Origin of the sequence: Pseudomonas putida, from assembly GCF_002025705.1 — a bacterium.
In the GTDB taxonomy this organism is placed as follows: domain Bacteria; phylum Pseudomonadota; class Gammaproteobacteria; order Pseudomonadales; family Pseudomonadaceae; genus Aquipseudomonas; species Aquipseudomonas putida_J.
This window is the reverse complement of the sequence record NZ_CP018846.1, coordinates 3,796,645-3,810,421: the sequence shown is the minus strand read 5'-3', so window position 1 is coordinate 3,810,421 and position 13,777 is coordinate 3,796,645. Positions and strand designations below refer to the sequence as shown.

Below are 13,777 nucleotides of genomic sequence, written 5' to 3'. Positions count from 1 at the left end.
TCACTTCCTCGGGTCGAAGGCGTCGCGGGCAGATTCGCCGATGAACACCAGCAGGCTCAGCATGATCGCCAGCACGGCAAAGGCGCTGATGCCCAGCCACGGGGCTTGCAGGTTGGACTTGCCTTGCGCCACCAGTTCACCCAGCGACGGAGCGCCGGGGGGCAGGCCGAAGCCGAGGAAGTCCAGCGCGGTCAGGGTGCCGATGGCGCCAGTGAGGATGAAAGGCATGAAGGTCATGGTCGAGATCATGGCGTTGGGCAGGATATGCCGGTACATGATTGCGCCGTTGCGCATGCCCAGGGCACGGGCAGCGCGCACGTATTCCAGGTTGCGCCCGCGCAGGAATTCGGCGCGCACCACGTCCACCAGGCTCATCCACGAGAACAGCAGCATGATGCCCAGCAACCACCAGAAGTTGGGCTGCACGAAGCTGGCGAGGATGATCAGCAGGTACAGCACCGGCAGGCCCGACCAGATTTCCAGAAAGCGCTGCCCGGCCAGGTCGACCCAGCCGCCGTAGAAGCCCTGCAAGGCGCCGGCGATGACGCCGACGATGGAGCTCAGTACGGTCAGGGTAATGGCGAACAGGACGGAGACGCGGAAGCCGTAGATCACCCGCGCCAGCACATCGCGGCCCTGGTCGTCGGTGCCCAGCCAGTTGTCCGCCGAGGGCGGCGCCGGGGCTGGCACTCGCAGGTCGTAGTTGATGCTCTGGTAGCTGAACGGGATTGGCGCCCAGACCACGAAGCTGTCTTTCTTCTCCAGCAGGTCGCGGATGTACGGGCTCTTGTAGTTGGCCTCCAGTGGGAATTCGCCGCCGAAGGTGGTTTCCGGGTAGCGCTTGAACGCCGGGAAGTACCATGAGCCTTCGTAGCGCACGGCAATCGGTTTGTCGTTGGCGATCAGCTCGGCGCCCAGGCTCAGGCCGAACAGGATGAGGAACAGCCACAGCGACCACCAGCCTCGGCGGTTGGCCTTGAAGCGCTCGAAGCGCCGACGGTTGAGGGGGGAGAGGGCCATGTCAGTGCTCCCGGCTGGCAAAGTCGATGCGTGGGTCGACCAGGGTATAGGTCAGGTCGCCGATCAGTTTCACCACCAGCCCGAGCAGGGTGAAGATGAACAGGGTGCCGAAGACCACCGGGTAGTCGCGGTTGATCGCCGCTTCGAAACTCATCAGGCCGAGGCCGTCGAGGCTGAAGATCACCTCGATCAGCAAGGAACCGGTGAAGAAGATGCCGATGAACGCCGACGGGAAGCCGGCGATCACCAGCAGCATGGCGTTGCGGAACACATGCCCGTACAGCACGCGCGGCCGGCTCAGGCCCTTGGCCTTGGCGGTGACGACGTACTGCTTGTTGATCTCGTCGAGGAAGCTGTTCTTGGTCAGCAGGGTCATGGTGGCGAAGTTGCCGATCACCAGCGCGGTGATCGGCAGCACCAGGTGCCAGAAGTAGTCGAGCACCTTGCCCGTGGTGGACAGCTCGTCGAAGTTGTTGGAGGTCAGGCCGCGCAGCGGGAACCAGTCGAAATAGCTGCCGCCGGCGAACAGCACGATCAGCAGGATGGCGAACAGGAACGCCGGGATGGCGTAGCCGACGATGATCGCCGAACTGGTCCAGACGTCGAAGTGGCTGCCGTGTCGTACCGCCTTGGCGATCCCCAGCGGGATCGATACCAGGTACATGATCAGCGTGCTCCACAGCCCCAGCGAGATCGACACCGGCATCTTTTCGGCGATCAGGTCGATGACCTTGGCGTCGCGGAAGAAGCTGTCGCCGAAGTCCAGCGTGGCGTAGTTCTTGACCATGATCCAAAGGCGTTCGGGCGCCGACTTGTCGAAGCCGTACATGTGCTCGATCTCGGCGATCAAGGCCGGGTCCAGGCCTTGGGCACCGCGGTAGTTGGAGCCAGCCACCGAGACCTCGGCGCCGCCGCCGGCGATGCGGCTGGTGGCGCCCTCGAAGCCTTCGAGCTTGGCGATCATCTGTTCCACCGGGCCGCCGGGGGCGGCCTGGACGATGATGAAGTTGATGATCAGGATGCCGAACAGGGTCGGGATGATCAGCAGCAGGCGGCGCAGGATGTAGGCCAGCATGTCAGTTGGCCTCATCCGTTGGGGCTTCGGTGACCGCCGGGGTCACGTTGGGCTTGATCCACCAGGTATCGATGCCGACGTCGTACTTGGGCGATACCTTGGGGTGGCCGATGTGGTTCCAGTAGGCCACGCGCCAGGTCTTGATGTGCCAGTTGGGGATCACGTAGTAGCCCCACAGCAGCACGCGGTCCAGCGCCCGGCAATGGTCGATCAGGCTCTGGCGCGAGTCGGCGTTGATCAGCGCTTCCACCAGTTGGTCGATGGCGGGGTCGCGCAGGCCGATGAAGTTGCGGCTGCCGGGGTTGTCGGCCGCGCTGCTGCTCCAGTATTCGCGTTGTTCGTTGCCCGGCGAGTTGGACTGCGGGAAGCCGCTGACGATCATGTCGTAATCGCGCGAGCGCAGGCGGGTGATGTACTGCGAGACGTCGACACGGCGGATGTTCAGGTCGATGCCCAGGTCGGCAAGGTTGCGCTTGAACGGCAGCAGGATGCGTTCGAACTCGGTCTGTGCCAGCAGGAACTCGATCACCACCGGCTTGCCCTGGGCGTCGACCATCTTGTCGTCGACGATCTTCCAGCCGGCTTCCTGCAGCAGCTTGTAGGCCTTGCGCTGTTGCTCGCGGATCATGCCGCTGGCATCGCTGACCGGGTTGTGGAAGGTCTCGTTGAAGGCCTGGTCGGGAATTTTGCCGCGCAGTGGTTCGAGGATCTTCAGCTCATTGGTGCTGGGCAGGTCATGGGCGGCCATTTCCGAGTTCTCGAAGTAGCTGCCGGTGCGGGTGTAGGCGCCATTGAACAGCTGCTTGTTGGTCCATTCGTAGTCCAGCAACTGGCTCAGCGCTTCGCGCACGCGCACGTCCTGGAACAGCGGGCGGCGGATGTTGAAGACGAAGCCCTGCATCCCGGTCGGGTTGCCGTTGGGCAGCTCTTCCTTGATCAGGCGGCCTTCACGCACGGCCGGCACGTTGTAGGCAGTGGCCCAGTTTTTCGCGCTGACCTCCAGCGCGTAGTCGAAGGCGCCAGCTTTCAAGGCCTCCAGGGCGACGGCAGTGTCGCGGTAGGAATCGAAGGTCATGGCATCGAAATTGTAGAAGCCGCGGTTGATCGGCAGGTCCTTGGCCCAGTAGTCCTTGACCCGCTCGTAGCGGATGGTGCGGCCGGCCTTGACCTCGGCAACCTTGTACGGGCCGCTGCCCAGCGGAATTTCCAGGTTGCCGCGGTTGAACTCGCGGTTTTCGTACCAGTGCTTGGGCAGTACCGGCAGTTGGCCAAGAATCAGCGGCAGCTCGCGGTTGTTCTTGTGCTTGAACTTGAACAGTACCCGCAGCGGGTCTTCGGCGACCACCTCGGCAACGTCGCCGTAGTACTGGCGGTACAGCGGTGCGCCGTCCTTGATCAGGGCATTGAAGGTGAACACCACGTCGTCGGCGCGCATCGGGTGGCCGTCGTGGAAGCGCGCTTCGGGGCGCAGGTAGAAACGCACCCAGCTGTTGTCCGGGGCCTTCTCGATCTTGCCGGCGACCAGGCCGTACTCGGTGAACGGCTCATCCTGGCTCTGGCGCATCAGGGTGTCGTAGATGATGTTGAGGTTGTCGGCCGACACGCCCTTGTTGATGAACGGGTTGAGGCTGTCGAAACCACCGAAGCTGGACTGGCGGAAGGTACCACCCTTGGGCGCGTCGGGGTTCACGTAGTCAAAGTGCTTGAAGTCGGCCGGGTATTTCGGTGGCTCGTCGTACAGGGTCAGCGCGTGTTGCGGCGTGGCCAGCGCGGGCAGGCTCAGGCAGGCGAACAGCAGGCTGCAGGCCAGGCGATGCGTCGGCGTCATTGGGCTTTCTCCGAAGGCTTTATCCACCAGGTATTCAGCCCGAGGGTATAGGGCGGGGTGGTGACGAAGGCGAACCGGTTGCGGTAGGCCAGGCGGTGATTGTCGAGGTACCAGTTGGGGATCATGTAGTACTGCCATGAGAGCACGCGGTCCAGGGCACGGGCGGCGGCGACCTGGTCGTCGCGGGTGCGCGCGGCCAGCAGGGTGTCGAGCAGGTGGTCGACCACCGGGTCCTTGACCCCAGCATAGTTCTTGCTGCCCTTGGTCGCGGCCTGGCTGGAATGGAAGTACAGCCATTGCTCGAGGCCGGGGCTCAAGGTCTGGTTCAGGGTCATCAGGATCATGTCGAAGTCGAACTGGTCCAGGCGCTGTTTGTACTGGGCACGGTCCACGGTGCGCAAGCGCGCGTCGATGCCGATGCTGGCCAGGTTTTCGACATAAGGTTGCAGGATGCGTTCGAGGCTCGGGTTCACCAGCAGCAATTCCATGCGCAGCGGTTGGCCCTTGGCATTGACCAGGCGCTGGCCGTCGAGCTTCCAGCCAGCCTGGTTGAGCAGGCCCAGGGCCTGGCGCAGGGTCTGGCGGCCGATGCCGCGCCCATCGGTGTGGCTGACCTGGTAGGGCTGGGTGAACAGCTTGTCGGGCAGTTGGTCGCGGAACGGTGCCAGGAGCAGCCATTCCTTGCCGGTGGGCACGCCGCTGGCGGCGAACTCGCTGTTGGGGTAGTAGCTGGTCGCGCGGCGGTAGGCGCTGCTGAACAGCGCCCGGTTGGTCCACTCGAAATCGAGCATAAGGCCCAGCGCCTGGCGCACCCTGGGGTCGCTGAAAGTCGCCCGGCGGCTGTTCATGAACAGGCCTTGGGTCTGGGTTGGGATGCGATGCGGGATCTGTGCCTTGATCACCTCGCCACGGCGCACGGCCGGGAAGTTGTAACCGTTGGCCCAGTTTTTCGCCTGGTGCTCGATATAGATGTCGAACTCGCCGGCCTTGAACGCTTCGAAAGCCACGGTGGCATCACGATAGAATTCGTACTCTACGCGGTTGAAGTTGTACTTGCCGCGGTTCACTGCCAGGTCCTTGCCCCAGTAATTTTTTACCCGCTCGAACACCAGACGCCGGCCGGGCTCCACCTGGGTGATGCGATACGGCCCGCTGCCCAGCGGCGGTTCGAAGGTGGTGGCCTCGAAGTCGCGCTTTTGCCAGTAGTGTTTGGGCAATACTGGCATTTCACCCAGGCGCAGGATCAGTAGTGGGTTGCCGGCGCGCTTGAAGACGAAGCGGATGCGCAGCGGGCCGAGAATGTCGACGCGCTGCACTTCCTGCAGGTTGGTGCGGTAGATCGGGTGGCCTTGCTTGAGCAGGGTGCGGTACGAGAACGCCACGTCGGCGGCGGTGATCGGCGTGCCGTCATGCCAGCGCGCTTCCGGGCGCAGGTTGAACACCACCCAGCTGCGGTCTTCGCTGTATTCTACCGTGCGGGCGATCAGGCCGTAGCTGGAGGTGGGTTCGTCACCGGACGGGTCGTACTGCCCGGTGCCAACCATCAGCGTTTCGTTCAGCTCGCTGACGCCGTATTGCAGGAAGTTTGGCGTGGTGACCGGGCTGGTGCCCTTGAAGGTGTAGGGGTTGAGCGTGTCGAAGGTGCCGAATGCCATGGCCCGCAAGGTGCCGCCCTTGGGCGCTTGCGGGTTGACCCAGTCGAAGTGGGTGAATGTGGCTGGGTACTTGAGCGTGCCGAACTGCGCGTATCCGTGGCTTTCGCTCACCATCGCGACGGCGGGGAAGCTCAAGGCCAGGCTGAGTGACAGCAGGAGGGGACGTATCAAGTCGGCATCCGATCCAGAGGCGTTGGGCTTTGGTCGGGGTACAGTAACAGCTTGGCGGGTATGGAAAAAGAGAGAGTCAGCAGGCTATGGAATGCTTGATCTTGTAGGAGCGGCCTTGCGTCGCGAAAGGGCTGCGAAGCGGCCCCGGCAATCGGTGCGGCGCTGCTGAATTCTGGGGCCGCTTCGCAGCCCTTTCCGACCGGTCCGGCGCCCCGGCAAGGCCGCTCCCACAAAGGCCGTGGCGAGGCTGATATCAGTGAGAGAGGTAGACAGTCAGGGTCTGGCCTGGCTTGAGCGCATGCCCGCTGCGTGGGTTCCAGCGCTTGAGGTGCTGCATCTCGACATTGAAACGTTTGGCTACAAGATACAGGGAATCACCCTTGCGCACCTTGTACTGGGTGGAGCGCTGGCCGGAGGCCGCCACGCGGTTGCCCGCAGCGCTCGGTGCGCTGCCACCGCGCAGGGCCAGGACCTGGCCGGCCTTGACGCGGTTGCCCGGCAGCTTGTTCCAGCGCTGGATGTCCTTGACCGCAACACGGTTTGCCTTGGCGATACTGCTCAAGCTGTCGCCACGCTTGACCCGGTAGCTGCGCGCCGCCGGCCCCTTGGCTTCGGCCACGGCGGCGGCGAACACCGCCTTGTTCGGCTGCAGGCTGACCAGTTGTTCGGGCTTGAGGTTGGACAGGCTGTTGCTGAGCAGTTGCGCCTTGGCAGTGGGCACCAGCAGCTGCTTGGGGCCATCCACGGTCATGCGCTTCTTGAAGGCCGGGTTGAGCTGGATCAGTTCGTCTTCGTCGATGTTGGCGAAGGCGGCGACCCGCGACAGGTCGAGGCGGTCGTTGATGGCCACCGCCTCGAAGTACGGCTCGTTGGCGATCGGGTTGAGGTTCACGCCATAGGCTTCGGGCGTTGATACCACCTGCGACAGGGCCAGCAGCTTGGGCACGTAGTCGCGGGTTTCCTGCGGCAGCGGCAGGTTCCAGTAATCGGTCGGCAGGCCGAGCTTTTCGTTGCGCTCGATGGCCCGGCTGACGGTGCCTTCACCGGCATTGTAGGCAGCCAGGGCAAGCAGCCAGTCGCCGTTGAACATGTCGTGCAGGCGGGTCAGGTAGTCCAGCGCGGCGTTGGTCGACGCGGTGATGTCGCGGCGGCCGTCGTAAAAGTTGGTCTGGCGCAGGTTGAAGTGACGCCCCGTCGCCGGCATGAACTGCCACATGCCCGCAGCACTGGCACGCGAGTAGGCCATCGGGTTGTAGGCGCTTTCGATGGCCGGCAACAGGGCCAGCTCCAGCGGCATGTCACGCTCTTCAAGACGCTCGACGATGTAGTGCAGGTAAAGGCTGCCGCGTTCGCCAGCGCTTTCGATGAACGTCGGGTTGCTGGCGAACCACAGGCGTTGCTGTTCGATGCGCGGGTTGACGTCGATGTTGTCTTGCAGGGCGAAGCCCTGGCGCATGCGCTCCCACACATCCTGCGGCGGTTCGGCAGGCTTGACCGCCAGCGGCGAGGGCTTGTGCTTGATCCGTGCCTGGTAGCTGTGCGCGCGAACGCTGTCGGCTTCGTCGAGCTGACGGGTGCTCTGGCAGCCCACCAGGGTGGCGGCCAGCGCCAGCGCACTGATTTGGGCCAGGCGCGTCAGGGCGACTGAATGAGCGGTTCTGCGGCTACGGGAAGACATCGGCTGACACAGGTATCCGGGCGAAAAATTTCGGCGATTCTAGAAACCGCTCCCGCCCGGGTCAACCGTTGACATCCCGCTGCGATATATCTTGAGGTTATCAGAAGGTGTCCTTCCAAGACCTCAAAGCAGCAAAAACAGTGACCTGCGAGTCGTTTGGATGTCCCTTCCATTCGTCTGCTTTTTGTTTAACTAATGTTTCAGCGGTCCGCAGAAAAGGGTTGGTCAGGCGCTCGAGACCGATGGTTGATGGCAATGTGATGCGATTTTCGCCGCGCAAACGGCTAACGTCTTCGAACCGCTGCAGAACGTGCGGGTTGGTGGGCTCCACGGCCTTGGCGAAACGCAGGTTGCTCAAGGTGTATTCATGGGTGCAGTAGACTTCGGTCTGCTCCGGCAGCGCTGCCAGGCGGGCGAGGGCAGGCTGCATCTGCTGCGGCGTGCCTTCGAACATGCGCCCGCAACCGGCGGCGAACAGGGTGTCGCCACAGAACAGCAACGGTGTTGCTGGCTGATCGCTGTAGTAGGCAATGTGCCCAAGGGTGTGGCCCGGTACTGCGAGCACCTGGAAGCTCACGCCCAGCACGCTGACCTGGTCGCCTTCGTCCAGCGCCAGGTCGCGGGCCGGGATCTGCTCCCGGGCCGGGCCACAGACGCGGGCACCGGTCTTCTGTTTGAGGCGTTCGACCCCGCCGACATGGTCATGGTGGTGGTGAGTCACCATGATCGTGTCCAGCACCCAGCCGGGGTTGGCGGCCAGCCAGGCCTCCACCGGGCCGGCATCGCCGGGGTCGACCACCGCGCAGCGGCGTTTGGCAGTATCCTGTAACAACCAGATGTAGTTGTCGGAGAAAGCGGGAAGAGCGTCGATCTGTATCATGGTGCGGATCCGTATCGCCAGGCGTGGCACATGAGGCCATCTTAGCCGCGATGGCGCGGTGCGAGAACCTTCGAGGGAGAGCGCAATGACCGACCAAGCCTTTGCTCAGGCCGACCCGGAATGGGTCGAACTGATCAGCCTGGCCCGTGAGTGGTTCAACGGCCCACTCGGCCAGCTGATGTTGAAGGAGGAGGAAAAACTGCTGGAAGAAGAGCTCGGGCGCTTCTTCGGCGGCTACCTCGTGCACTATGGCCCCTGTGCCGAGGCGCCACCCAGCGCGCCCCAGGTGCAGCGTAACGTGCGCCTCGGCGCACCGCTGCCGGGGGTGGAGATTGTCTGCGAGGAGCAGGCCTGGCCATTGAGCGAGCATGCTGCCGACGTGGTGGTGCTGCAGCATGGCCTGGACTTCAGCCTGTCGCCCCATGGTTTGCTGCGTGAGGCGGCCAGCGCGGTGCGCCCGGGCGGGCACCTGCTGATTGTCGGTATCAACCCCTGGAGCGGCTGGGGCATGCGCCATTTCTTCAGCCATGGCGCCCTGCGCAAGGCGCGCTGCATCTCGCCGTCACGGGTGGGCGACTGGCTCAACCTGCTGGGCTTCGCGCTGGAGAAACGCCGCTTCGGGTGCTATCGTCCGCCGCTCACTTCGCCGGCCTGGCAGCAACGCCTGGCAGGCTGGGAACGGATGGCGGGAGGCTGGCAGAGTGCCGGTGGCGGGGTTTACCTGCTGGTGGCGCGCAAGATGGTGGTCGGCCTGCGGCCGTTGCGCCAGGTGCGCCGCGAGCCGATGGGCAAGCTGCTGCCGTTGCCGTTGGCCAAGGTCAACCGCAGCGCCGTCAATCCGGATACCGAAAAGCACTGAACATGAGTGGTACATGAGCGATAGCGTCGAGATGTATACCGATGGCGCCTGCAAGGGCAACCCTGGCCCAGGCGGCTGGGGCGTCCTGCTGGTCTTCAAGGGCGTCGAGAAGGAACTGTGGGGCGGCGAGCGCGAAACCACCAACAACCGCATGGAACTGATGGCCGCGATCCAGGGGCTGATGGCGCTCAAGCGTGAATGCGAAGTGGTGCTGACCACTGACTCGCAGTACGTGATGAAGGGCATCAACGAGTGGATGGTCAACTGGAAGAAGCGCGGTTGGAAGACGGCGGCAAAGGAGCCGGTGAAGAACGCCGACCTGTGGCAGATGCTCGACGAGCAGGTCAACCGTCACAAGGTCACCTGGAAGTGGGTGCGCGGGCACATTGGCCATCCCGGCAACGAACGCGCCGACCAGTTGGCCAACCGCGGCGTCGAGGAAGTGCGCGCCAAGCGTTGAGCTGCGTTACAATCGCCGCCTTAGTAACTGATGCAAGTTGGAGCGCCCCGCGTGGAGCAGCAGCAAGATAAACGCCTGGTCATTCTCGATACCGAAACCACCGGTATGCCGGTCAGCGAAGGCCACCGGATCATCGAGATCGGCTGTGTCGAGGTCATGGGCCGGCGCCTGACCGGGCGGCACTTCCACGTCTACCTGCAGCCTGACCGCGAAAGTGACGAGGGCGCGATCAACGTCCACGGGATCACTGATGCGTTCCTGGTCGGCAAACCACGTTTCGCCGATGTGGCCGAAGAGTTCTTCGAATTCATCCAGGGTGCCACCCTGGTCATCCACAACGCGGCGTTCGACGTCGGTTTCATCAACAACGAGTTCGCTTTGCTGGGGCAAAGCGACCGCGCCGACATCGCCAACCACTGCACCATCCTCGATACCCTGTTGTTGGCCCGCGCCCGTCACCCGGGGCAGCGCAACAGCCTCGATGCGCTGTGCAAACGCTACGACATCGACAACTCCGGCCGTGAACTGCACGGCGCATTGCTCGACTCCGAGTTGCTGGCTGACGTCTACCTGGCGATGACCGGCGGCCAGACCAGCTTGTCGCTGGCTGGGCACGGGGCCGATGGTGATGGTGAAGGGCAGGGCACGGGTGGCAGCGAGATCCGCCGCATCGTCGGGCGCGCGCCGGGGCGGGTGATCATGGCCAGTGCCGAGGAACTCGAGGCGCATGCCGAGCGGCTGGCGGCGGTGGCCAAGTCGGCGGGTGGGCCTTCGATGTGGCAAGCCCTTACCGAGACATCTGCCGGCTGATTTGTTGTCTGTACTGGCCTCTTCGCGGGTGAACTCGCTCCCACAGTGATCTCCACAGCCTGTAGGAGCGGGTTTACCCGCGAAGAGGCCGGTACAGACAGTACAGGGCCTACTACCCTCAATAGGACAACAAGTCCTGCGGAGGTAGCTGCCGGATGTACAAGGACCTCAAGTTCCCGATTCTCATCGTCCACCGTGCCATCAAGGCTGACAGCGTTGCCGGCGAGCGCATCCGCGGAATCGCCGAGGAGCTGAGCCAGGACGGCTTCGCCATCATCAAGGCCGCCGACCACGCCGAAGCGCGCCTGGTCGCCACCACCCACCATGGCCTGGCCTGCATGCTGATCGCGGCCGAAGGCGTCGGCGAAAACACCCACTTGCTGCAGAACATGGCCGAGCTGATTCGCCTGGCCCGCCTGCGTGCGCCTGACCTGCCGATCTTCGCCTTGGGCGAGCAGGTCACCCTGGAAAACGCCCCCGGCGAGGCCATGAGCGAGCTCAACCAGCTGCGTGGCATCCTTTACCTATTCGAGGACACCGTGCCGTTTCTCGCCCGCCAGGTGGCACGTGCTGCGCACAACTACCTCGACGGCCTGCTGCCGCCGTTTTTCAAGGCCCTGGTGCAGCACACTGCCCAGTCCAACTACTCGTGGCACACCCCTGGCCACGGCGGAGGTGTGGCCTACCGCAAGAGTCCGGTGGGCCAGGCATTCCACCAGTTCTTTGGCGAAAATACCCTGCGCTCGGACTTGTCGGTCTCGGTGCCGGAGCTGGGTTCGCTGCTCGATCATACCGGCCCCTTGGCCGAGGCCGAGGCCCGTGCAGCGCGTAACTTCGGCGCCGACCACACCTTTTTCGTCATCAATGGCACTTCCACCGCCAACAAGATCGTCTGGCATGCGATGGTGGGTCGCGATGACCTGGTGCTGGTCGACCGCAACTGCCACAAGTCGGTGGTCCACGCCATCATCATGACCGGGGCGATTCCCATCTACCTGTGCCCGGAGCGCAACGAACTGGGCATCATCGGGCCGATTCCGCTCAGCGAGTTCAGCCCTGAGTCGATCCAGGCCAAGGTCCAGGCCAACCCACTGGCCGCAGGGCGTGAGCCACGGATCAAGCTGGCGGTGGTGACCAATTCCACCTACGACGGGCTGTGCTACAACGCTGGGCTGATCAAGCAGGCGCTGGGTACCAGCGTTGAAGTGCTGCACTTCGACGAGGCCTGGTTCGCCTATGCGGCGTTCCATGAGTTTTTCGAGGGTCGCTACGCCATGGGCACCGCGTGCAGCGAAAGCAGCCCGCTGGTGTTCAGCACCCATTCCACTCACAAGCTCCTGGCCGCTTTCAGCCAGGCATCGATGATTCACGTGCAGGATGGCGCCCAGCGCCAGCTGGACCGCGACCGCTTCAACGAAGCATTCATGATGCATATCTCCACCTCGCCGCAATACAGCATCCTCGCCTCGCTGGACGTGGCGTCGACCATGATGGAAGGCCCGGCCGGGCGCTCGCTGCTGCAAGAGATGTTCGACGAAGCCCTGAGCTTCCGACGTGCCCTGGCCAACCTGCGCGAGCATATCGCCGCCGCTGACTGGTGGTTCAGCATCTGGCAGCCGCCAGCGGCGGAGGGCATTCATCACCTGGCTGCACAGGACTGGCTGCTGAAACCGGGCGCCGAGTGGCATGGCTTTGGCGAGGTGGCCGATGACTACGTGCTGCTCGACCCGTTGAAGGTGACCTTGGTGATGCCCGGGCTCAGCGCCGGTGGCGTATTGGATGAGCACGGCATACCGGCGGCGGTGGTCAGCAAGTTCCTCTGGGAGCGCGGGCTGGTGGTGGAGAAGACCGGCCTGTACAGCTTTTTGGTGCTGTTCTCGATGGGCATCACCAAGGGCAAGTGGAGCACGCTGCTTACCGAATTGCTGGAGTTCAAGCGCCATTACGACGGCAACACTGCGCTGAGTTCCTGCCTGCCAAGCGTCGTCGCGGTCGATGCTGTACGTTACCAAGGCCTGGGGCTGCGCGACCTGTGCGATCAGTTGCATGACTGCTATCGCGCCAATGCCACGGCCAAGCAGCTCAAGCGCTTGTTCACGCGTTTGCCGGAAGTGGCGGTGAGCCCGGCGCGGGCTTATGACCAGATGGTGCGCGGGGAGGTGCAGGCGGTGCCGATCGAAGCCCTGCTGGGTAAGGTCGCGGCGGTGATGCTGGTGCCGTACCCGCCGGGGATTCCGCTGATCATGCCGGGCGAGCGGTTTACCGAAGCAACCCGCTCGATCCTCGATTACCTGGCGTTCGCCCGGGCCTTCAACAGTGGTTTCCCGGGGTTCGTCGCCGATGTGCATGGCCTGCAGTGCGAAAACGGCCAGTACACGGTCGATTGCATCAAGGAATGCGAATGATCTCGACGCCGGTCTGTGCCAGTTCGAAGCGGTTCTCACCCAGGTGGTTGACGCGGTCGCCGATGGCCAGGCGGTAGGTGGTGATCGGTGCGCCCAGTGCGCTGCCGTCTGCCTGGAGGGTGGACTCCTGGAACTCGTGGACGGGGTAGATACGGCCTTCGGCGTCACGGGCGTGGAACTGGCCGACCATTACTGCTGCCATTTGGGGGAAAACCTCTGAATTACGTAGGAAATGTCTGCAGACATAGACCGTATAAGGTACCCGGAAGTTTTCGCAGGGTGGAAAAAAATCCAGGCCGCCGAGGAACGGTCATCTATAACTACTGACGTCCCTTTTCCCAGCAAAGGATGGATAACGCCATGAGCCAGGTGTATTCGGTAGCGGTTGTGGTCGGCAGCTTGCGCAAGGACTCCTACAACCGCAAGGTGGCCCGCGCACTTTCGGAGCTGGCGCCGTCCAGCCTTGCCTTGAAGATCGTCGAGATCGGCGACTTGCCGCTGTACAACGAAGATGTCGAAGCCGAGGGGGTGCCTGAGGAGTGGAAGCGTTTTCGCGATGAGATTCGCCGCAGTGATGCGGTGCTGTTCGTCACGCCGGAGTACAACCGTTCGGTGCCGGGCGGCCTGAAGAATGCCATTGACGTCGGTTCGCGGCCTTACGGGCAAAGCGCCTGGAGCGGCAAGCCGGCAGCGGTTGTGAGCGTCTCGCCGGGTGCCATTGGCGGGTTCGGTGCCAACCATGCCGTGCGCCAGTCGCTGGTGTTTCTCGACATGCCGTGCATGCAGATGCCAGAGGCTTACATCGGTGGGGCAGCGAGCCTGTTCGAGGACAGTGGCAAACTCAATGACAAGACCCGGCCCTTCTTGCAGGGCTTCATCGACAAGTTCGCTTCGTGGGTGAAACTGAATCGGGCGGTCTGAACGGACCTGCTTGTG

At 63.5% G+C, this 13,777-nt stretch carries 12 protein-coding genes; 5 read left to right on the top strand and 7 right to left on the bottom strand.

The features are described from left to right. The 6 genes from BUQ73_RS17250 to gloB form a co-directional block, all read right to left on the bottom strand. Positions 1 to 1,020 (bottom strand): ABC transporter permease, encoded by a 1,020-nt coding sequence (locus tag BUQ73_RS17250; protein WP_079228978.1) that lies wholly within the window; start codon positions 1,018 to 1,020, stop codon positions 1 to 3. Between the two features lies 1 nt (position 1,021). Then, complete coding sequence (locus BUQ73_RS17245; RefSeq protein WP_079228977.1) at positions 1,022 to 2,095, bottom strand: microcin C ABC transporter permease YejB; 1,074 nt, start codon at positions 2,093 to 2,095, stop codon at positions 1,022 to 1,024. Between the two features lies 1 nt (position 2,096). Next, on the bottom strand, positions 2,097 to 3,923 hold the full coding sequence (locus BUQ73_RS17240) for an extracellular solute-binding protein (protein ID WP_079228976.1): 1,827 nt from the start codon (positions 3,921 to 3,923) through the stop codon (positions 2,097 to 2,099). Further along, the gene (locus BUQ73_RS17235) at positions 3,920 to 5,692 is read right to left on the bottom strand and encodes an extracellular solute-binding protein (protein WP_079228975.1); all 1,773 of its coding nucleotides are present in this window, start codon (positions 5,690 to 5,692) and stop codon (positions 3,920 to 3,922) included. The genes BUQ73_RS17240 and BUQ73_RS17235 overlap by 4 nt, the downstream gene beginning before the upstream one ends. 310 nt (positions 5,693 to 6,002) lie before the next feature. After that, positions 6,003 to 7,427 (bottom strand): lytic transglycosylase domain-containing protein, encoded by a 1,425-nt coding sequence (locus BUQ73_RS17230; RefSeq protein WP_079228974.1) that lies wholly within the window; start codon positions 7,425 to 7,427, stop codon positions 6,003 to 6,005. A gap of 100 nt (positions 7,428 to 7,527) precedes the next feature. Then, positions 7,528 to 8,307, bottom strand: a complete 780-nt coding sequence (gene gloB, locus BUQ73_RS17225) for a hydroxyacylglutathione hydrolase (protein ID WP_079228973.1) — start codon at positions 8,305 to 8,307, stop codon at positions 7,528 to 7,530. Between the two features lie 85 nt (positions 8,308 to 8,392). Here gloB and BUQ73_RS17220 point away from each other — a divergent pair, with 85 nt between their 5' ends. From BUQ73_RS17220 to BUQ73_RS17205, 4 genes are all read left to right on the top strand, one after another. Further along, positions 8,393 to 9,166: a class I SAM-dependent methyltransferase gene (locus tag BUQ73_RS17220; RefSeq protein WP_079228972.1), complete on the top strand. Its 774-nt coding sequence runs from the start codon at positions 8,393 to 8,395 to the stop codon at positions 9,164 to 9,166. Positions 9,167 to 9,179: 13 nt separating this feature from the next. Beyond that, complete coding sequence (gene rnhA / locus BUQ73_RS17215) at positions 9,180 to 9,626, top strand: ribonuclease HI (RefSeq protein ID WP_079228971.1); 447 nt, start codon at positions 9,180 to 9,182, stop codon at positions 9,624 to 9,626. A 51-nt stretch (positions 9,627 to 9,677) separates the two neighbouring features. Next, positions 9,678 to 10,436, top strand: a complete 759-nt coding sequence (dnaQ, locus tag BUQ73_RS17210) for a DNA polymerase III subunit epsilon (protein WP_079228970.1) — start codon at positions 9,678 to 9,680, stop codon at positions 10,434 to 10,436. A gap of 155 nt (positions 10,437 to 10,591) precedes the next feature. After that, the gene (locus BUQ73_RS17205) at positions 10,592 to 12,841 is read left to right on the top strand and encodes an Orn/Lys/Arg decarboxylase N-terminal domain-containing protein (RefSeq protein WP_079228969.1); all 2,250 of its coding nucleotides are present in this window, start codon (positions 10,592 to 10,594) and stop codon (positions 12,839 to 12,841) included. Here BUQ73_RS17205 and BUQ73_RS17200 read toward each other — a convergent pair. Then, positions 12,825 to 13,043, bottom strand: a complete 219-nt coding sequence (locus tag BUQ73_RS17200) for a hypothetical protein (RefSeq protein WP_027919089.1) — start codon at positions 13,041 to 13,043, stop codon at positions 12,825 to 12,827. The genes BUQ73_RS17205 and BUQ73_RS17200 overlap by 17 nt on opposite strands. A gap of 158 nt (positions 13,044 to 13,201) precedes the next feature. On the opposite strand from BUQ73_RS17200, the gene chrR reads away from it, so the two are divergent. Further along, positions 13,202 to 13,762, top strand: a complete 561-nt coding sequence (chrR, locus tag BUQ73_RS17195; RefSeq protein WP_079228968.1) for a class I chromate reductase ChrR — start codon at positions 13,202 to 13,204, stop codon at positions 13,760 to 13,762. Positions 13,763 to 13,777 lie beyond the last annotated feature (15 nt).

Excerpts from the sequence above, each read along its gene's own strand:
- BUQ73_RS17245 (WP_079228977.1), bottom strand. The coding sequence starts at position 2,095 with ATGCTGGCCTACATCCTGCGCCGCCTGCTGCTGATCATCCCGACCCTG.
- BUQ73_RS17230 (WP_079228974.1), bottom strand. The coding sequence starts at position 7,427 with ATGTCTTCCCGTAGCCGCAGAACCGCTCATTCAGTCGCCCTGACGCGC.
- BUQ73_RS17200 (WP_027919089.1), bottom strand. The coding sequence starts at position 13,043 with ATGGCAGCAGTAATGGTCGGCCAGTTCCACGCCCGTGACGCCGAAGGC.
- rnhA (WP_079228971.1), top strand. The coding sequence starts at position 9,180 with ATGAGCGATAGCGTCGAGATGTATACCGATGGCGCCTGCAAGGGCAAC.
- BUQ73_RS17250 (WP_079228978.1), bottom strand. The coding sequence starts at position 1,020 with ATGGCCCTCTCCCCCCTCAACCGTCGGCGCTTCGAGCGCTTCAAGGCC.
- BUQ73_RS17205 (WP_079228969.1), top strand. The coding sequence starts at position 10,592 with ATGTACAAGGACCTCAAGTTCCCGATTCTCATCGTCCACCGTGCCATC.
- BUQ73_RS17220 (WP_079228972.1), top strand. The coding sequence starts at position 8,393 with ATGACCGACCAAGCCTTTGCTCAGGCCGACCCGGAATGGGTCGAACTG.
- chrR (WP_079228968.1), top strand. The coding sequence starts at position 13,202 with ATGAGCCAGGTGTATTCGGTAGCGGTTGTGGTCGGCAGCTTGCGCAAG.
- BUQ73_RS17240 (WP_079228976.1), bottom strand. The coding sequence starts at position 3,923 with ATGACGCCGACGCATCGCCTGGCCTGCAGCCTGCTGTTCGCCTGCCTG.
- gloB (WP_079228973.1), bottom strand. The coding sequence starts at position 8,307 with ATGATACAGATCGACGCTCTTCCCGCTTTCTCCGACAACTACATCTGG.
- BUQ73_RS17235 (WP_079228975.1), bottom strand. The coding sequence starts at position 5,692 with ATGGTGAGCGAAAGCCACGGATACGCGCAGTTCGGCACGCTCAAGTAC.